The 18,621-nt window shown below is 62.6% G+C and carries 15 protein-coding genes and 2 pseudogenes; 9 read left to right on the forward strand and 8 right to left on the reverse strand.

What is annotated here, in order from left to right; translation table 11 throughout:
- The first annotated feature begins 155 nt into the window (after positions 1 to 155).
- Positions 156 to 2,720, forward strand: coding sequence for an adenosylcobalamin-dependent ribonucleoside-diphosphate reductase (locus SB772_RS04710; protein ID WP_410832114.1), 2,565 nt, complete (start codon positions 156 to 158; stop codon positions 2,718 to 2,720).
- A 34-nt stretch (positions 2,721 to 2,754) separates the two neighbouring features.
- On the opposite strand, the gene SB772_RS04715 is transcribed toward SB772_RS04710, so the two are convergent.
- A complete protein-coding gene (locus SB772_RS04715) occupies positions 2,755 to 3,687 on the reverse strand; it encodes a 2-hydroxyacid dehydrogenase (RefSeq protein WP_410832115.1) in 933 nt (310 codons plus the stop codon).
- Between the two features lie 285 nt (positions 3,688 to 3,972).
- Here SB772_RS04715 and SB772_RS04720 point away from each other — a divergent pair, with 285 nt between their 5' ends.
- Entirely contained in the window at positions 3,973 to 5,505 is a 1,533-nt protein-coding gene (locus tag SB772_RS04720; RefSeq protein WP_410832116.1) for a diguanylate cyclase domain-containing protein, read from the forward strand.
- Between the two features lie 75 nt (positions 5,506 to 5,580).
- On the opposite strand, the gene SB772_RS04725 is transcribed toward SB772_RS04720, so the two are convergent.
- A complete protein-coding gene (locus SB772_RS04725; RefSeq protein ID WP_410832117.1) occupies positions 5,581 to 5,883 on the reverse strand; it encodes a putative quinol monooxygenase in 303 nt (100 codons plus the stop codon).
- Positions 5,884 to 6,105: 222 nt separating this feature from the next.
- Between SB772_RS04725 and SB772_RS04730 the strand changes: the two genes are divergently transcribed.
- Positions 6,106 to 6,447: a zinc ribbon domain-containing protein YjdM gene (locus tag SB772_RS04730; protein ID WP_410832118.1), complete on the forward strand. Its 342-nt coding sequence runs from the start codon at positions 6,106 to 6,108 to the stop codon at positions 6,445 to 6,447.
- 95 nt (positions 6,448 to 6,542) lie between these two features.
- On the opposite strand, the gene SB772_RS04735 is transcribed toward SB772_RS04730, so the two are convergent.
- Both SB772_RS04735 and SB772_RS04740 read right to left on the reverse strand, forming a co-directional pair.
- Positions 6,543 to 7,943 carry a heavy metal sensor histidine kinase gene (locus SB772_RS04735; protein WP_410832119.1) on the reverse strand — a complete coding sequence of 467 codons (1,401 nt, stop codon included), beginning with the start codon at positions 7,941 to 7,943 and terminating at the stop codon, positions 6,543 to 6,545.
- The gene (locus tag SB772_RS04740) at positions 7,940 to 8,611 is read right to left on the reverse strand and encodes a heavy metal response regulator transcription factor (RefSeq protein WP_410832120.1); all 672 of its coding nucleotides are present in this window, start codon (positions 8,609 to 8,611) and stop codon (positions 7,940 to 7,942) included. Before SB772_RS04740 ends, SB772_RS04735 begins: the two co-directional genes overlap by 4 nt.
- Before the next feature lie 174 nt (positions 8,612 to 8,785).
- Between SB772_RS04740 and SB772_RS04745 the strand changes: the two genes are divergently transcribed.
- The 3 genes from SB772_RS04745 (at position 8,786) to SB772_RS04755 (ending at position 10,920) form a co-directional block, all read left to right on the forward strand.
- Positions 8,786 to 9,418 (forward strand): hypothetical protein, encoded by a 633-nt coding sequence (locus SB772_RS04745; protein WP_410832121.1) that lies wholly within the window; start codon positions 8,786 to 8,788, stop codon positions 9,416 to 9,418.
- Positions 9,419 to 9,517: 99 nt separating this feature from the next.
- Positions 9,518 to 10,150, forward strand: coding sequence for a cytochrome b/b6 domain-containing protein (locus SB772_RS04750; RefSeq protein WP_410832122.1), 633 nt, complete (start codon positions 9,518 to 9,520; stop codon positions 10,148 to 10,150).
- Positions 10,147 to 10,920, forward strand: coding sequence for a molybdopterin-dependent oxidoreductase (locus SB772_RS04755; RefSeq protein ID WP_410832123.1), 774 nt, complete (start codon positions 10,147 to 10,149; stop codon positions 10,918 to 10,920). Before SB772_RS04750 ends, SB772_RS04755 begins: the two co-directional genes overlap by 4 nt.
- A gap of 24 nt (positions 10,921 to 10,944) precedes the next feature.
- Here SB772_RS04755 and SB772_RS04760 read toward each other — a convergent pair whose 3' ends face one another.
- Positions 10,945 to 11,910 carry an AraC family transcriptional regulator N-terminal domain-containing protein gene (locus SB772_RS04760; RefSeq protein WP_410832255.1) on the reverse strand — a complete coding sequence of 322 codons (966 nt, stop codon included), beginning with the start codon at positions 11,908 to 11,910 and terminating at the stop codon, positions 10,945 to 10,947.
- 318 nt (positions 11,911 to 12,228) lie between these two features.
- Here SB772_RS04760 and SB772_RS04765 point away from each other — a divergent pair, with 318 nt between their 5' ends.
- Both SB772_RS04765 and SB772_RS04770 read left to right on the forward strand, forming a co-directional pair.
- Positions 12,229 to 13,281 (forward strand): NAD(P)-dependent alcohol dehydrogenase, encoded by a 1,053-nt coding sequence (locus tag SB772_RS04765; protein WP_410832124.1) that lies wholly within the window; start codon positions 12,229 to 12,231, stop codon positions 13,279 to 13,281.
- A 963-nt stretch (positions 13,282 to 14,244) separates the two neighbouring features.
- Complete coding sequence (locus tag SB772_RS04770) at positions 14,245 to 15,201, forward strand: LysR family transcriptional regulator (RefSeq protein WP_410832125.1); 957 nt, start codon at positions 14,245 to 14,247, stop codon at positions 15,199 to 15,201.
- Positions 15,202 to 15,229: 28 nt separating this feature from the next.
- Here the strand turns inward: SB772_RS04770 and SB772_RS04775 are convergent.
- Positions 15,230 to 15,490, reverse strand: a pseudogene (locus SB772_RS04775) (hypothetical protein); the annotation flags it as partial.
- Between SB772_RS04775 and SB772_RS04780 the strand changes: the two are divergent.
- A pseudogene (locus tag SB772_RS04780) lies at positions 15,489 to 15,854 on the forward strand (DotU family type IV/VI secretion system protein); the annotation flags it as partial. The pseudogenes SB772_RS04775 and SB772_RS04780 sit on opposite strands and share 2 nt — an antisense overlap.
- Positions 15,855 to 15,974: 120 nt before the next feature.
- On the opposite strand, the gene zwf reads toward SB772_RS04780, so the two are convergent.
- Together zwf and lhpI are read right to left on the reverse strand one after the other, a co-directional pair.
- A complete protein-coding gene (gene zwf / locus SB772_RS04785; RefSeq protein WP_410832126.1) occupies positions 15,975 to 17,456 on the reverse strand; it encodes a glucose-6-phosphate dehydrogenase in 1,482 nt (493 codons plus the stop codon).
- Between the two features lie 225 nt (positions 17,457 to 17,681).
- Positions 17,682 to 18,620, reverse strand: a complete 939-nt coding sequence (gene lhpI, locus SB772_RS04790; RefSeq protein ID WP_410832127.1) for a bifunctional Delta(1)-pyrroline-2-carboxylate/Delta(1)-piperideine-2-carboxylate reductase — start codon at positions 18,618 to 18,620, stop codon at positions 17,682 to 17,684.
- Position 18,621: the final 1 nt, after the last annotated feature.

Genomic DNA, 18,621 nt, shown 5'->3' on the forward strand with positions numbered 1-18,621 from the left:
TCCCCAAATTTGCGACCTTGCGTCACGCCCGCCGCCTGCGTTACTGTGAGCCTCATTGCGGCAAGTCACCCTGACCACGCCATTGGTCGCGCTATAGTGACCCGCAATTCCACCCATCGCGCCGCAGCCCCCGCAGCGCCGTTAGAGGCCACACCATGGCAGAAGACACCCCCGAAACCCGCGTAGCGGTGGCAGCGGCGCCCGCTGCTCCACTCGTTGCACCGCAACAATTCTCCCTCGACGTTCTGCTCGAAAAATACGCGAAAGGCGACGAGCAATCGGCCGACGACGTATTCAAACGCGTCGCCCACGGCGTTGCCCAGGCAGAACCGGAAGCGCTGCGCGAATCGGTGGAAGCACGCTTCGTCGACAATCTGCGTCACGGCGCGCTCGGCGCCGGCCGCATCATGAGCGCGGCCGGAACCGGTATCGCAGCCACGCTCATCAATTGCTTCGTGCAACCGGTCGGCGATTCGATTCAGGGTGTCGACGAGGAAGGCCTGCCCGGCATCTACGTGGCGTTGCTGCAAGCCGCTGAAACGATGCGCCGCGGCGGCGGCGTCGGTTATAACTTCTCCGCGATCCGGCCCAAAGGCGCGCGCGTTCACACCACCAGTTCGTCGGCGTCAGGACCGTGCAGCTATATCGACGTGTTCGATGCGTCATGCCGCACCGTCGAAAGCGCCGGCTCGCGGCGCGGCGCCCAAATGGCGGTGCTGGATTGCGATCATCCCGACCTGCTCGAATTCATCGAGGCAAAACATTCGAAAGGCCGCTGGAACAATTTCAATGTGTCGGTCGCGGTCACCGACGAATTCATGCGCGCAGTCGAAGAAGATCAAGCCTGGCAGCTCGTCCATCGCGCAGAGCCATCGCCCGCGTTGCGTGCCGCCGGCGACGTGCGGCAACGCGACGACGGCTTGTGGGTCTACAGCGAGAAGCCGGCCCGCGAAATCTGGGATCGCATCATGCGCTCCACCTACGATGTCGCGGAGCCGGGCATCGTGTTCATGTCGCGCATGAACGAGGACAACAATCTGCGCGCGCTCGAAACCATCCGCGCGACCAATCCGTGCGGCGAACAACCGCTGCCGGCGTACGGCTGCTGCAATCTCGGGCCGTTGAATCTCACGCGTTTCGTACTTGATCCGTTCGCGCAAATGAACGGCGGTAAGCCTTCCTTCGACTGGGACGGGCTCGCCCAACGCACGCGCACGCAAGTGCGCTTTCTCGACAACGTGCTCGACGTCACGCTGTGGCCGCTGCCGCAGCAATACGACGAATCGCGCGCCAAGCGGCGTATCGGCGTGGGCTTCACCGGGCTCGGCGATACGCTGGTGATGCTCGGCCTGCGCTACAACTCGCAGGAAGGACGCGATTTCGCGGTGCGCGTCGCACGGCTGATGCGCGACGAGGCATATCGAGCGTCGGTGGACCTGGCGCGCGAGCGCGGCGCGTTTGCGCTGTTCGACGCCGAGCGCTATCTGGAAGCAGGCACGTTCGCGTCGCGTCTGCCCGACGACATCAAGGACGCCATCCGCCGCGACGGCATCCGCAACAGTCATTTGCTGTCGATCGCGCCGACCGGCACCGTCAGTCTCGCCTTCGCGGACAACGCGTCGAACGGCATCGAACCCGCCTTCTCGTGGACCTACACGCGCATGAAAGTGATGGCCGACGGCAGCCGCGAATCGTTCGACGTCGAAGACTATGCGTATCGGCTCTATCGCGAACTCGGCGGCGATGTCAAAACGTTGCCGGACTATTTTGTCAGCGCGCTCGAAATGTCGGCGCGTGACCATCTCGACATGATGGCCGCCGTGCAGCCTTACGTGGATACGTCGATCTCGAAGACGGTGAACGTGCCGGCGGACTATCCGTTCGAAGCGTTCGAAAGCCTCTATTTCGACGCGTGGAAAGGCGGGCTCAAGGGCCTCGCCACATACCGTCCCAACGAAACGCTCGGCGCGGTGCTCAGCGTGAGCCCGCAGCAAGCGGACGACACCCTGGCCGAAATGGATCTCGATCCACTACGCATCGCGATCGATCATCGGCCTAAGGGTGAATTGCCGGCGATCATCGAAAAAGTCGAGTATCTGACGCAAGCCGGCAAAAAGTCGCTGTACGTGGCGGTGTCGTTCATTGAAGTGACGGGACGGCTCGGCGGTGAAGATGTCACGATCGAGCGCCCTATCGAGTTCTTCATTCCGACCGGTCAACGCGACGAGTCGCAGCAATGGATCACCGCTACGATGCGCTCACTGTCGCTCGCCGCGCGTGGCGGCTTTGTCGCGCGTAACTTGCAGGATATGCGCAAGGTCTCGTGGGATCGTGGGCAGGTCCGGCTCGGCGAGGTGCAACGGCTCGACGGTCATCGCACGCCGCGCTGGCACGATTCGGAAGTCGCGGCGCTCGCTTTTGCAATCCAGCAGATTCTGCATCGGCGCGGCTTTCTCGACGCCGAAGGCAATCAGGTGCCGTCGCGCATGCTCGCCCGCCTGCCACGTGGGCAGATGAAGGCCGAAACCGCGCTGTTGGCGGATTTCGGCATACGCCCTCATGCGGGCGACGCTGAAGAAGCTTCCGCGCAATCCGGTGGCACGTTTGGCCTGCACACCATGCTCGGACGCAAATGCGGCTCGTGCGGTGCGAACGCGGTGATCCGCAAGGACGGTTGCGATTTTTGCACCGCCTGCGGCGAAGTCGGCGCGTGTGGGTGAGCGTGCAACGCGCGCCGGAGCACGGCACGCGGCTTCAGATCGGCGTCAATACCGCGTCGCCCGCAAAATGCCGTTTCGCGTTAGCCAGAAAATTGTCCACTGAGGCCGTGATCGCTTCCGGCGAGCGGCCGCCCACATGCGGCGTCAAGACAACGTTGCGCAGCGCCAGCAACGCCTCGGGCGGATGCGGCTCGCCCTCGTAGACATCGAGCCCCGCCCCGGCAATCGCCCTCGCGGTCAGCGCTGCTGCTAACGCGGCCGTATCCACCACGCTGCCGCGCGAGACGTTGACCACAAAGCCGCTTTCCCCCAGCGCCTCAAGCACGGTCTTGCCGATCAGATGATGCGTGCCGGCGCCGCCGGGCGTCGCCACTACCAGAAAATCGCACCACTGCGCGAGACCCACGACGCTGTCGAAATAGCGCAGCGACGAGCCTTCGCGCGGCTTGCGGTTGTGATAACCGATGTCCATGTCGAAACCGGCGCCGCGGCGCGCGATCTTCTCGCCGATGTTGCCGAGCCCGACGATACCGAGCCGCTTGCCGGAGACGTTTGGCTGCATCGGCAGCACGTCGCGCCAGATACCGTCGCGGGTCGCCCGATCGAGTTGCGGTACGTCCCGCACCACGGCCAGCAGCAATGCGAAGGCGTGGTCGGCCACGCAATGATCGTTGGTGCCGGCGCCATTGGTGAGCACGATATCGCGCGAGCGGGCATGGTCGATAGCCAGATTTTCGAAGCCGGCGCCGAGCGCGCTGACAAATTCGAGCTGCGGCATCCGATCGATTTCAGCCGCCGTCAGACCGATCGTACCGTTGGTGAGTACGGCACGGACGGTGTCGCCGCGCTGCGCGATCGCGGCGGCGCGCTGGGTGGAATCGGGCACGTAGATGGCGTCGAAGGTGGCCTCGACACTGGCGCGGCTCGCTTCGTTCAAGTGAATCAGAACCAGCAGGGATGGCTTCATGACCTGGACGCGTTTTTTATTAACGGGAGGTTTGGACAGCACGTGCAACAGGCGTGAGTTTAACAAGGCGTACGCCGGCGCGCTGACCGGCATCGCGAGCGCACATAGCCCGCCTGGGGCCTCGCGCATCAACCGTCTTCAGCCGTTTTCAGCCGTCTAAAGTCCGCCGCCATCGCGCCGTTATTATCTTGGGTGGAGCAACGCAAATGCGCTTCGTGACGCGTCTTTCTGCAACCCGAGCCCAAGCCGTCCTAAAATGGCCCGAACTCCGACCACGGGACCCTCATGCTGGATACCCTTCCGCGCGGCCCAGTGCCCGCCAACGACGCCCCGAAGGAAGTCCCCTTGGGGGGCGCCCCGAAGGAAGTCCCCTTGGGGGACGACTCCGGGATGTTCGAACTCGCGCCCGTCTCGCTCTGGCTCGAAGACTTCAGCTGCGTTCGCGCGTTGTTCGACACCTGGCGGGCGCAAGGCGTCACGGATCTGCGCGCGCATTTCGCCGAAGACCTGGCCCGCGTCGCCGAATGCGCACATAGCATTCGCGTGATCAAGGTCAATCAGAAGACGCTCACGCAATTCGAAGCCGCCGACTTCGCGGCGCTCAACGGCAATCTTGCCGCGGTGTTTCGCGACGATATGCTGAAGACCCACCTCGAGGAACTGTGCCAGTTGTGGGCCGGGCAATCGCAGTTCACGAGTCAGACGGTCAACTACACGCTCGGCGGACGACGGCTCGACGTACTCCTCAAGGGCGCTGTGCTGCCCGGCCACGAACAACGCTGGGACCGCGTGCTCGTTTCGGTCGAAGACATTACCGAACTGGAAGGCGCGCGGCATCGCGTCACGCTTGCCGAACAGTATGTGCGTGGCCTGTTCGAACATTCGCCGGTATCGCTGTGGGTGGAGGATTTCAGCGCGGTCAAGCGCCTGCTCGACGAAGCACGCGCGGCCGGCATCAGCGATTTTCGCGTGTTCACCGACGTGCATCCCGAGTTTGTCGAGCGCTGCATGCAGGAAATTCACGTGCTCGACGTGAACCAGCACACGCTGGAGATGTTCGCGGCGAAAGACAAAAAAACGTTGCTGGCGCGCCTGCCGGACGTATTCCGCGACGACATGCGCCCGCATTTCCGCGAGCAATTGATCGACCTGTGGGACGGCAAGCTATTCCAGCAGCGCGAGGTGCTCAACTATTCGCTCGACGGCAACGAGGTGCACGTGCACCTGCAATTTTCGGTGCTGCCCGGTCACGAACACGCATGGGACCTGGTGCTGGTCGCCCTTACCGACATCACCGCGCGCAAAAAAGCCGAGGCGTATCTGGAATTTCTCGGCAAGCATGACGTGCTGACCAAACTGCGCAACCGCTCCTTCTACGTGGACGAACTGAACCGGCTGGAGCGCAAGGGACCGTGGCCGGTGACGATCATCATGGCCGACCTGAACGGGCTCAAACGCGTGAACGATCAACTCGGACACGCCGCCGGCGATGCGCTGCTACGGCGCGCCGGCGAGGTGCTCGCCAAGGCGATGGATACACCGTTCCATACGGCGCGCATCGGCGGCGACGAGTTTGCGATCCTGATGCCGGATACCGACGAGCGCGGCGGCGCCGCGATGATCGATGCGATCCGCCAACTGGTCGATCTGAACAATCAGTTTTATCCGGGCACGCTGCTGAGCTTTTCGATGGGCGCGGCGACCTGCCAGCGTGGCGATCGGCTCGAAGCCGGTGTGCAGCGCGCCGATCTGCTGATGTATGAGGAAAAGCGCGCGCACTATACGAGCCAGCAGGGTTCAGGCGCACTGGGCGACTGAGCGCTGGAACGTGGATCGTCGGCGCGGCGTGGCACACTGCCCGCGCCGCGCATCGTCAGCTGGTCGAAAGATATGTCAGCCCGGCAATTTAGCCGCCAGCACATCGACCTTTTCGATCGTAGGCGGCGCGGCGAACAGCTCGCCGGCCTTCGCCATCAACGCGGCGGCTACCTCGCCGGACAGATGCGCCTGCCGGCCTGCTTCGTCCGGGAACGCGTCGAAAATGCCGAACGTCGACGGCCCCAGGCGCAGGCCGAACCATGCGACGGTGGCGGGCTCGTCCTCGACGAGCGGCAAACCGCTGAGCAGAAAAGCCTCGACATCCTTCTCCTTGCCGGGCTTGGCCTCCAGACGAACGAACAAAGCAAGTTTGACCATGATGCGACTCCTGTTGTGACCACGCGCAAACAGCGGATTCGCTCTGCCTGACTTCGCAAAGCGCCATGCAACGTGCCGGCTCGCCGACCGCTCAGGAAAGTATAGGCGGCACGGGCACGACCGCGGTCGCGGGCTCGCAGAACGGGGCCGGCCGCGAGCGCGTCCGCTATAATCTCCAGCCTTGAATTTGTCCGCGGCAAGCTGCGGTTTGGAAAGAAAATCATGTCGACGATCCCCGCCTGCCCCCAATGTGGCATGGAAAATACTTACCAGGACGGCGACAACTACGTCTGCCCGAATTGCGCTCACGAATGGCCGATGACGAACGCCGCCGTCGCTGACGACGCCGACGACCGCGTCATCAAAGATGCCAACGGCAACACGCTCGCCGACGGCGACGCCGTAGTGCTGATCAAGGACCTGAAAGTGAAAGGCTCGTCGATCACCCTGAAAATGGGCACCAAGGTGAAGAGCATCCGTCTTGTCGGCGGCGATCACGAAGTCGACTGCAAGATGGACGCTGGCAATTTCATGCTCAAGGCGGCCTATCTGAAGAAGGTCTGAAGCGGAGCCAGCGCAACCGGGGGTCACGAGCCGGAAGCGCCGGCAGCCAAGCAGCCGTCGAACTAAACGCCAACAAAACGCCGACCAAGCGCCATCTAAACGCGCGGAAAGCGCAATTCGAAGCGCACGACGCCCGGCACCGGACACACTACGCGCGCGCTGCCGCCATGCAGATGCATGATCGCCTTGACGATCGCGAGCCCCAACCCGTTCGATTCGGTGAACTCGCTGCGCGCCGCATCGGCGCGATAAAAGCGATCGAACAGACGGTCCAGCTGCTCGCGGGGAATCGGCTCACCGTCGTTTTCGACTGTCACGATTGCGCCCCGTTCGTCCTGCACGCCGCTCAAACGCACGACCGTATCGCACGCGCCATATCGCACCGCATTCACGACGAGATTGTTGATCGCACGCCGGCATAGCATCGGATTGACCGACGCCATGCCTTCGGCGTCGACGGTGAAGCGCATGCCGCGCTCGTCGGCGGGGCCTTCGAAATAGTCTGCGATCCTGACGAGTTCAGCGTGCAGATCGACCGCCTCGCGCTCGATCGACAACGTCGCATGATCCGCCTGCGCAAGAAACAGAATGTTCTCCGCGATGTGGCTCAAACGGTTCAGTTCCTCGAGATTCGATTCAAGCAATTGCTGGTACTCGTCGGGCTCGCGCGGTTTTGCGAGCGTGACCTGGGTCTGGCCGATCAACGCGCCGACCGGCGTGCGGATTTCATGCGCGAGATCTGCGGAAAACTGCGACAGGCGCTGATAGCCATCGGCGAGACGGTCGAGCATGGCGTTGAAGGCATGCGTGAGCTGGCGCAATTCGACCGGCGCGGCCTCGCTGTCGAGTCGCACCGACAGGCTCGTCGGATTGATCTGCGCCGCACGTGCGGCGATCTCGCGCACCGGCCGCAAGGCGCGGCGCAGCACGTAGTAGGCCAGCAGCGTCGCGGCCAGCATGCCGGTCAGCGTCGCCAGCACGATGCGATTGCGGTACGCGGCGAGCATCTGCATTTCATGTGTCATCGGATGCGCGGCGATGACTTCGACTTCGGTGCCGTCCTCGCGCGCCCGGGTCCTGGCGATCGCCCAATGCACCGGCACGCCGTCCGGCAGCACGGTCTGACGGATGTCCGCGGGGGTCGGCAATTGACCCGCCGCGCCGGCCTGCAATGGCGGCACCGCGACGTTGCCCGGGTTGACGTCGATGAACGGCGCTTCGCCCGGCTTGCGGAACAGCAGCACGTCCTCTTCGGCGCCGAGCATGGTTTCGAACAGCAAGGGCCGACTCTTCAATTCGCTGACCGAGTACAGGTCGCGCACGATCCGGCTGAAATGCTCGACGCGCCCGGTGAGCACCACGTCGGCGCGCTGGTGCAACGACACTTCGGCGGAGTGATAGAAATAAGCGCCGAGTGTGCCGATCACCACGCACGCGATCGATGCGAACAGCACCGTGGTGCGGGCCGTCAGCGAACGCCCGGTCCACAGTTTCATGAGCCGTCGCCGAAGGTGTAGCCGATGCTGCGCACCGTATGGATCAGCTTCTTTTCGAACGGGTGATCGATCTTGGCGCGCAGCCGCTTGACCGCAACGTCGACCACATTGGTGTCGCTGTCGAAGTTCATGTCCCACACTTCGGACGCGATCTGGGTGCGCGACAGCGCTTCGCCCTGCCGCCGCACCAGCAGATGCAGCAGCATGAATTCCTTGTTGGTGAGCGGAATCTCTACGCCTTCGCGCGTTACCTTGCGGCGCAATACGTCGAGCTTGAGGTCGGCGACCTCGAACACGTCGTGCTCGCGGATCACGCCGCGGCGCAGCAGCGTGCGGATGCGCAACACCAGTTCGGTGAACGAGAACGGCTTGACGAGGTAGTCGTCGGCGCCGAGCTCCAGGCCGCGAATGCGGTCGCTGACGTGATCGCGCGCGGTCAGGAAAATCACCGGCAAATCGTGCCGCGCCCGCAAGGTGCGCATGATTTCCCAACCGTCGATGCCCGGCAGCATCACGTCCAGCACCACGAGGTCATAAGAGTGTTCGAGCGCCATATGCAGGCCATCCGTGCCGGTGCGCGCGAGATCGACCGCGTAGCCGCTTTCGCGCAAACCCTTCTTCAGGTAGTCGCCGGTTTTCGGATCGTCTTCGATGACGAGAATGCTCATGATGCTGAATGCTCCAGCCCGGGCGCTGATCGCCGGGCGTTGGACGTAGATATGGCGATCATTCTACGTGTGCGCCGCGCGCCGTTCATGACGTTTTTGTCATCCGTCTGTCACTCGCCGGAGCCAACCGCTCGCCTAACCTGCCCCTGTCCCTCACCACCCAGGAGCAGATTCATGAAGATCGTTTCCGCGCAGGCACTGCGCGCCATCGTCGCCCCCGCACTCGTTGCCGGCGCCCTGCTTGCGGCAGGACCGGCTGCGCAAGCCCAGAACACCGCGCCCACCGGCGTACGCGGCACGATCACGTCGCTTTCGGGCGATCTGCTCAAGGTTCACACGCGCGACGGCAAAGACGTCGACGTGAAGCTCGCCAAAGACACGCCGATCCGCGGCGTCGCGATCGCCAACGTGAGCGATATCAAGCCGGACAGCTATGTCGGCACGGCCGCCGTCCCGCAAGCCGACGGCACGCTGAAGGCGCTCGAAGTGCACGTATTCCCGGCCAGCATGCGCGGCTCCGGCGAGGGTCACCGCCCGTGGGATCTGGGCTCGAACAGCACGATGACCAACGGCACCGTCGGCTCGCTGGTGGTCAGCAATGGCCGCACGATCACCGTCAAGTACAAGGACGGCGAGAAGAAGATCGTGATTCCGCAAGACGTTCCGATCGTCAACCTCGAAGCGGGCGATCGCTCATTGCTGGTACCGGGCGCGAAAGTCGTGCTGTTCGCGCACAAGGAAGCCGATGGTTCGCTGGCGGCGAACTTCATCTCCGCGGGTGAGCACGGTCTGACGCCGCCGATGTAATACGGCTTGACCGGTTATTCGAACGGCCGCGTCCCCCGTTGCTCACGACGCGGCTGCCGATTTCTCCGACTTCGTCGGCTTCGTTTAGCATCGTCCACCATGTCCGAACCACAAAAGCGCCTTGTCGTTCATCCGCTCGTCGTACGAATTACGCATTGGATCAACGCGTTTGCGATGGTCTGCATGGTGATGAGCGGCTGGGCGATCTATAACGCGTCGCCGTTCTTTCCGTTCAGATTTCCGCTATGGGCGACCGTCGGCGGCTGGCTGGGCGGCTCGATTGCATGGCATTTCGCGGCGATGTGGCTGCTGTGCGCGAACGGCCTCCTCTATCTGACGTACGGCGTCGGCCGGGGGCATTTCCGCCGCAAGCTCTTGCCGGTTCGTCCGCGCGATGTCGTGCGCGATGCGGCACTGGCGATGCAATTCAAGCTGCCGCACGATACCGGCACATATAACGCGGTGCAGCGCGCGCTCTATCTGTTCGTGTTGTTGCTCGGCGTGCTGCTGGTCGCCTCGGGACTGTCGATCTGGAAACCGGTGCAGTTCTCGTGGCTCACTGTGCTATTCGGTGGTTTCGATTTCGGGCGGCGCGTGCATTTTGTCGCGATGGCGGGCGTGGTCGGGTTTGTCGCCGTGCATCTGGCGCTGGTGCTGCTGGTGCCGCGCACGCTCCTGCCGATGTTGACCGGCCGCGCCAAACACGCCGCGCACGAAGGGACTCAAACATGAGCACATCCAAACCAGCAGGCGCGCGCGAAAAGCGCGTCGTTCTGGCCGACCATCAGCCGCAAATCGAGCGCTTGCAGCGGCGTCTGTTCCTGCGCTCGTCGCTGTCGATCGGCGCACTCGCGATGCTGTCCGGCTGCAACATGCAGGACGGCGATTCGGTCGACAAGGTGCTGTGGGCCATGTCGCACTGGAACGATCGCGTGCAGGCGTGGCTCTTCGACCGTAACAGGCTCGCGCCGACCTATTCGGCGAGCGAGATCACAAACCCTTTTCCGTTCAACGCGTTCTACCCCGAGTTCGACGCGCCGGATATCGACGGCTCGACATATCAGCTGGAAGTGTCGGGATTGGTGTCGGACAAACGCACGTGGAATCTCGACCAACTGCGCGCGTTGCCGCAGACGTCGCAGATCACCCGCCACATCTGCATTGAAGGATGGAGCGCGATTGGGCAATGGCGAGGCATACCGTTTCGCACATTCCTCGAACGCGTCGGCGCCGACCTGACTGCGCGCTATGTCGGCTTCAAATGTGCGGACCGCTATTACTCGAGCCTCGACATGGCGACGGCGCTGCATCCGCAAACCCAATTGACGCTCGATTTCGGCGATGCGCCGCTGCCCGCCAGGTACGGTTATCCATTGAAGCTGCGCGTGCCGACCAAGCTCGGCTTCAAGAATCCGAAGCACATCGCGGCGATCTTCGTCACCAACACCAATCCCGGCGGCTACTGGGAAGACCAGGGGTATAACTGGTTCAGCGGTTTATAGATCCCGATCGAGTGCGTGCTTCGTTTATACGGCCGTCACGTATCGTGCAACCGGCTTGACCGCGCGCGGCGGCGCCTCGGGCGCGGTGTGCATGCGTTTGACTTCTTCGCCCGGGCTCAAACCGAACAGGCGCTTGAATTCGCGGCTGAATTGCGACGCGCTTTCGTAACCGACACGCGCCGCGGCCGCACCCGCATTCAAACCGTCCTGCACCATCAACAGACGCGCGTGATGCAGGCGCGTGGTCTTCACATACTGCATCGGCGATGTCGATGTCACTGACTTGAACTGCGCATGAAACACGGCGAGGCTCATGCCTGCTTCGGCGGCTAGCGTATCGACATCGAGCTGGCCCTGATAGTCGGCATGAATGCGCCGCAGCGCCTTCGCGATCCGGCCGAAATGATTCTGATGCGTGAGCGCCGCGCGAATCGCATCGCCCTGCTCGCCGGTCAACACGCGGTAACAGATTTCGCGGACGACCCCCGGCGCGAGAATGCGCGCATCGAGCGGCGACGCCAACGCTTCCAGCAGCCGATGCACCGCATTGCTCAAGGCCGGATCGAGCGGCGTCGAATAGATGCCGAGCGGCTCGTTCTGCGCGGCGCCTTGCGTCTCGTTCAGCGCCATCAGCAACTCCGCCACCATGGTCAGATCGACGCGCACCGAGATGCCGAGAAACGGCTCTTCCGGGCTCGCTTCCGTCTCGCATTCGAACGGCAGCGGCACCGACAGGACGAGGTACTGTTGCGCGTCGTACTGGAACACCTGCTCGCCGATGAAACCGCGCTTGCGGCCCTGGCAGACGATCACGATACTCGGCTCGTAAAGCACGGGCCTTCGTTGCATCGGGTGATTGGCGCGTAGCAGACTGACGCCCTCCAGACTGGAGCGCGTGACACCCGCAACGGGCGCCAGCGCATCGAACAGTGCGACCAGACGCTGCTGATCGGGATTGGCGGAGACGGGTTTAGCGGCGGGTGTGGACATGACGATATGGTGACGCACGAGAGGATAGTGCTTGAAATTTAGCACCAAACATCCCGCTGCGCTGCTCGCCAGGAGTTTTAGGCAAATCTTCAAGACATTCAGGTATTCCCGGACTCGCTCCCGGCTCCTATCATGGGAACCCTGTCGGATCATCTTTTTCCGCGCTGCGCCGGGCCCGGTTGGCGATTCACTCATTCGGTGAATTTGCCGGCCGCCGCCGGCGCCGTGATCCGGTTCCTGACAAGGATTGGCCGGATCGGCGACGCGTGTCGCCATCGCCGGCGCCTTGTGACATCACCCTCTTTGCTGGAGTCACCCATGAGCACGACTTATGCCTATGCAGCGACCGACGCCACCGCGCCGCTCGCCCCGTTCGAACTTCGGCGCCGCGAACTGCGCGCCCATGACGTGCGGATGGAAGTCCTGTTTTGCGGCGTGTGCCATTCCGATTTGCATCAGGCGCGCAACGAATGGAAGAACACGGTTTATCCGGTCGTGCCGGGTCACGAAATCGTCGGCCGCGTGACCGCGGTTGGCGCGGGCGTGACGAAATACAAGGCAGGCGATCTGGTGGGCGTGGGCTGTCTGGTCGATTCGTGCCGCACGTGCGCGAGTTGCGACGAAGGTCTCGAACAGTATTGCGAGAACGGTTTCGTCGGCACGTATAACGGCGTGGACCGGGTGGACGGACAGATCACTTACGGCGGCTACTCGACGCAATTGGTAGTGGACGAAGCGTTCACGCTACGTGTGCCGGAGAATCTCGACCCGGCGGGTGTTGCGCCGTTGCTGTGCGCCGGCATTACGACGTATTCGCCGCTGCGGACCTGGGGTGCCGGTCCTGGCAAGAAAGTCGGGATTGTTGGCCTGGGCGGCCTGGGTCACATGGGCGTGAAGTTGGCCCGCGCGATGGGCGCGCATGTGGTGTTGTTCACGACGTCGCCTTCGAAGATCGAGGATGCCAGGCGGCTTGGCGCGCATGAGGTTGTCATTTCCCGGAATCCGGAAGAGATGCAAGCGCATCTGAATAGCTTCGATCTCATTCTGAATACTGTGGCTGCGCCGCATGATCTGAATCCGTTTTTGAATTTGCTTCGACGTGACGGGACGATGACGTTGGTCGGAGCTCCTGAACATGATCATCCGTCGCCGCAAGTGTTCAATCTGATCTTCAAGCGCCGCCGGCTTGCTGGGTCGTTGATCGGCGGGATCGCCGAGACGCAGGAGATGCTGGATTTCTGTGGCGAGCACGGGATTACTTCTGATATTGAAGTTATTCCTATGCAAGGGATTAATGAAGCATACGAGAGGATGCTTAAGAGCGATGTTAAGTATCGGTTTGTGATTGATCTGGATTCCTTGCGGAAGTAGTTGTTTTTTTGTCCGCGTGGCGGTGGGGTTTTGCGCCTGTGGCGCGGGTTCTTTCCTGGTTTTTTTTGCCTGTGTGGCGCTTATGTCTGTGTGTCTGCGGTGTTGGCCTTTCCTTGAATTGTTGTTGGTCTATTAGCGTTCCCCCTGTGCGGGGGGCACCTACTTTTCTTTGCCGGCCGCAAAGAAAAGTAGGCAAAAGAAAGCGGCTTCACACCGCTAATTCTTAAGCGGGTCTCCTGGCTTGGAGGGGGTAGTGGTGCATCTGGAGTCAGTGTTCCCGCACATTCCGCGCTGGTGACAAGGCAGTCATTCTTCCCGCCTCGCGCTACGCGCTCGCCGGAACGGTCTGCCGGGCAAACCGGTGGCTTCGCTTTGGTTCAGTGGGGCCATCGGCTTCGCCTCGGCGAGGCGCCGAAATTTTGGAGTGCAAGACACCACGCTAAACGAAACGTCGCCACTGAAACTGGCGGGCGGTTTTGTGAAGTACCACCGAACACCGAACCACCGCACGGTTTAATGAGGTACCGCCGAACACCGAACCACCGCACGGTTTAATGAGGTACCGCCGAACACCGAACCACCGCACGGTTTGATGAAGTACCGCTGCGGCGCGCGCAGCGCCGCCGGAAGTATGACTGCCTTGTCACCAGCGCGGAGTGCGCGGGAACACCGACTCCAGATGCACCACTACCCCCTCCAAGCCAGGAGACCCGCTTAAGAATTAGCGGTGTGAAGCCGCTTTCTTTTGCCTACTTTTCTTTGCGGCCGGCAAAGAAAAGTAGGTGCCCCCCGCACAGGGGGAACGCTAATAGACCAACAACAATTCAAGGAAAGGCCAACACCGCAGACACACAAACATAACCGCCACACAGGCAAAAAACAGAACAAGAAAACCCGCCACCGCAGGGCATACAGAAGAATTCCACCGCAAAGGCAAACCCTAAAACCGACTGGAGTCAAACCGTGATTGACAGAATCACCGCCATGCGAACCTTCATCCGAATCGTGGATACAAAAAGCTTCACCCGCGCAGCGGAGTCCTTAAACATCCCGAGGGCGACAGCAACAACCACCGTCCAGAATCTGGAAGCACTGCTAGGCACTGCCCTATTAACCCGCACGACGCGGCGCCTGAGCATCACCCCGGAAGGCGCCGCCTACTACGAACGTTGTGCGCAAATCCTCGCCGACATCGACGAAATGGAAGCAAGCCTCCGTCATGCTACGGACAACCTGACCGGTCGTCTGCGCATTGAAATGCCCGGTGCGGTGGCAAGCGTCCTCGTCCTCCCGGCGCTGGAGGACTTTCACGCCCGCTTCCCTAACCTCGATCTGGCCATCGGCATCAGCAACCGCGCAGTGGATCTGATAGCAGAAGCAGTCGACTGCAGTATCCAGCTAGGCGAATTGCCAGATTCGAACCTGATCGCGCGCCAGCTGGGAACCCTCGAACACGTGACGTGCGCAAGTCCGGCCTATCTTGCGCGTCACGGCACGCCACTCAATCTCAGCGACCTGACAGAACACGTCGCGGTAAATTGCATGTCGCCACACACCGGCCGCGAAGTGGACCTCGACTTCGAAGTGGATGGCGAAGCGCAGAATGTGAAGGTAAAAGGCTTCGTCAAAGTCAGCGAAGAGCAGGCCTATCTGACCTGCGGTCTGCAAGGCCTGGGCCTGATACAACCCGCGCGAATCGCCGCGCAACCCTACCTCGACTCGGGACAGTTGCGCGAAGTGCTGCCGCAATGGCAACCGGTGCCGATGCCGGTCTCGGTCGCGTATGTGAAGAATCGCCGCGTGTCGCCGCGCGTGCGGGCCTTCGTCGACTGGCTCGCAGAACTGTTCGAGCAAGCCGAGCACGTCGATCAGGACCTCTCGCGCGTGCGCCAGTTGTTGCGCGGCCTGCATCCCGCTTAATCGCAACCATGCGGGCTCGACGCAGCCTCTAAGGCTGGCGTACCTGCGGTGATGCACCCGGGCATCCAGGGTCTTTACCCCAATGACAGTCGCACACGCGCCAGCGGCACAATTGGTCTTCGAAGAAACCGCGTTGGCCACACTCCTTCACCCGCTCGGCCAACTTTGCGTTGCCGGGGGCAGCGGAAGCACTCACCCTGGTGGTGTCGCCGCCAGCCGATTTCGTGTCGGCCGGTTTGGTTCGCGCCGCCAGTGCCGCCAATAGATCGGCATCCGAATCATCCACCGAATGGGAGCGCCGTCCGCTGCAACTGGTGCTGTTCGGCGAGCAGCTGGCGGGCGAGAAATTCTTTCAGTATCTCGAGGAATGCCGCGCGCATGGCGCCGCCCGGCTGCAATCGCTCGAGGTGTTTCATATGTGCCTGCTGCTCGGCTTTCAGGGCAAATATCTGCTCGAGGGACCGGAGAAGCTCGCGTATCTGACCGCACGGATCGGCGATGAAATCGCGCATATGAAGGGCAAGCGCGCGCCGTTCGCGCCGCATTGGCCGCTGCCGGATCAGGTCGCTCACCGGCTCAAGCGTGAGGTGCCGTTGTGGTCGATCGGCGCGGTATTCGCGCAGTCGGCTACGCTGACGATCTCGTTGCCCTGATTCCGGCAACCGCATAGCGACAGGCACAACGACAAAGGCGGCCCGCTCTCGCGTGGCCGCCTTCGCCATACCACCTTCCTGCTGCGCTAAAGAACCGCTTACTGCGCGCTTATTGCGCGTTTACTGCGACTCTTCCGCCCACACCGCATTTTCCCGCGCCATCAGCGCCGTCGACGCCGCCGGACCGAACGTGCCCGCCGTGTAGCCGCGCGGACGGTCGCCCGACTTCTGCCAGCCGGCGAGAATCGGCTCGGCCCACGCCCATGCCGCTTCGAGTTCGTCGCGACGCATGAAGTGTGTCAGGCGCCCGCGAATCACGTCGATCAGCAAACGCTCGTACGCTTCCGCGCGACGCTCGGTGAACGCCTGCTGCAAGTCGAGGTTCAGGTTCACCGGCAGCATGTGCATGCCGCTGCCCGGCTCCTTCGCGAGCATCTGCAACTGGATCGATTCTTCCGGCTGCAACTGGATCACGAGACGGTTGCCGTAGTTGCGCCCACCGCTCGGAATGATCGAGAACGGCAGCTCGGAAAACTCGATGACGATCTCCGACACCTTCTTCTGCATGCGCTTGCCGGTGCGCAGGAAAAACGGCACGTTGGCCCAGCGCCAGTTGTTGATGTGCGCGCGCAGGGCAACGAACGTCTCTGCACGGCTGTTTGCCGGCACGTTGTCTTCCTCGAGGTAGCCCTTGACCGGTTCGCCGTTCACCGCGCCGGCCGTGTACTGGCCGCGCACGGTATCGCGGGCGATATCCTCGGGCGTCATCGGACGCAGCGAGCGCAGCACCTTGAGCTTTTCGTCGCGCACCGCATCCGGATCGAGCGACACCGGTGGCTCCATCGCGACGATGCACAGCAGTTGCAGCAAGTGGTTCTGCACCATGTCGCGCAGCGCGCCGGTTTTGTCGTAAAAGCCCGCGCGGCTGCCCACACCGACCTCTTCGGCCACCGTGATCTGCACGCGCTTGATATACGGCGCCTGCCACAGCGGGCCGAAAATCGCGTTGCCGAAACGCAGCACCATCAGGTTCTGCACGGTTTCCTTGCCGAGGTAGTGGTCGATCCGGTAGATCTGCGCTTCGCTGAAATGCTGGCCGACCGCGATGTTGATTTCCTGCGCCGACGCCAGATCGTGGCCCAGCGGCTTTTCCAGCACGACGCGCGAATGCTCGTCGACCAGCCCCGCCGCCGAGAGGTTGTCGCAAATATGCGTGAACAGATCCGGCGAAGTCGCGAGATAGAACACGCGCCGTACCCCAGGACGTGACACCTCCTTCAGACGCGCGTAGTCCTCGACCGAATCGACGTCCATGCGCACGTACTCGAACAGCGCGAGAAATTTGTCCCAGGCGGCGGCATCGAACGCCTTCTTGTCGATGAAGGGCTTCGCCTTCGATTCCATGAATTCGTTGATGTACTCGTCACGCGACCACGGCTTGCGGCCGATCGTGAGAATGCGGGTATCCGCCGGCAGATTGCAGTGCAGATGCGCCATGTAGAGCGCCGGCAGCAGCTTGCGAAACGACAGGTCGCCGGTGCCGCCGAAAATGATCATGTCGAGCGGCAGGGCGGGGGTAGCAGAAGCGTGTTGGGTAATCATAGCGCGGTCGCACCGTCGTGATAGGCGTCGAGTCAAAGGACTCGGGGGCAAAAGCGCCGGCTGACCGGCACTTTTTTCTGGCAAACGCCTATGTTGCAACGTTTTGAAATTGTTTGCACGGCAACATGTGCCGCAGGTTGGCGCAATATGCCAACTTGACTCGGCAAACCGGCCTTTCCCGGGCCTTTTGCCGAGTCTTTTTTCGAACCGTCCCGACGGCCCTGCTCAGCCGCCGGACAAGGCCTCGCGCGCGACCCGGCATGCCGCCAGATCCCACGCCGCGCAGCCGACGCTCTTGAACACAATCGGTTTTTCGGGCGGCAACGACGTGACGTTTTCCAGCACCGAGGCAATGCCACCGACCTGCGACCAATCCACGCCTGCCTGGATGAAGTCGCCGGCTTCGTGTTTCGCGCCGGCTTCGTCGTCGACGAAAAGCGCGCTGCCCGCGATCGTGCGCGCGCCGATCTCGACCATCGCCGGCGTGAACGCACCGACGCCGATCACGAGCCGCTCCGCCCGCGCCGCTTCGTCGTAGACGGCCTGTTTGCTGGTGGTCAGCGCGATCACGACGTCGATCGAAGCGGGGACGCCTGCGTCCGCCAGCGGTCGCAGTTCGCGCACCTTGCTACCCCGCGCGCGCTGCGCGGCGCAAAACGCTTCGGCCCGCGCGAGCGCACTGCCCTTCACCCACACGCGCGCTTCGGGAAACAGTTCGCCGATCGCTTCCAGATGGTTCACCGCCTGCGTGCCGGTGCCGATCAGCAGGAATTCCCGCGGCGCAACCGCGGCAAAGGTCTCGATTCCGAGCATCGACATCGCTGCCGTGCGCCGGCCGGTCACCGTCGGTCCGTCGAGAATGAACAGCGTCTCGCCGGTGTCGGCGTCGAAGGTCATCACCTGGCCGTGGATCGTCGGCAAGCCGCGCGGCCCGTTGTTCGCGCATACGTTGACCAGCTTGTGAATGGCGAGATCGGGCGCGGTGGCCGGCATCGACAGCATGATGCCGCCGTCGTTGAGCGGCACGACGAGCCGCTCGGGACTCGTGATGCGCTTTTGCGCGTAGTCGATGCTCGCGCGTTTCAATGCGTCGACAAGCGTCGCATACGGGATCAGCCGCGCGGTGGCGGCGGCGTCGAAAATCTGCGTGGTCGGGCGGGTCATA

The sequence above is a fragment of the Paraburkholderia sp. SIMBA_030 genome (assembly GCF_046535245.1).
GTDB lineage: Bacteria > Pseudomonadota > Gammaproteobacteria > Burkholderiales > Burkholderiaceae > Paraburkholderia.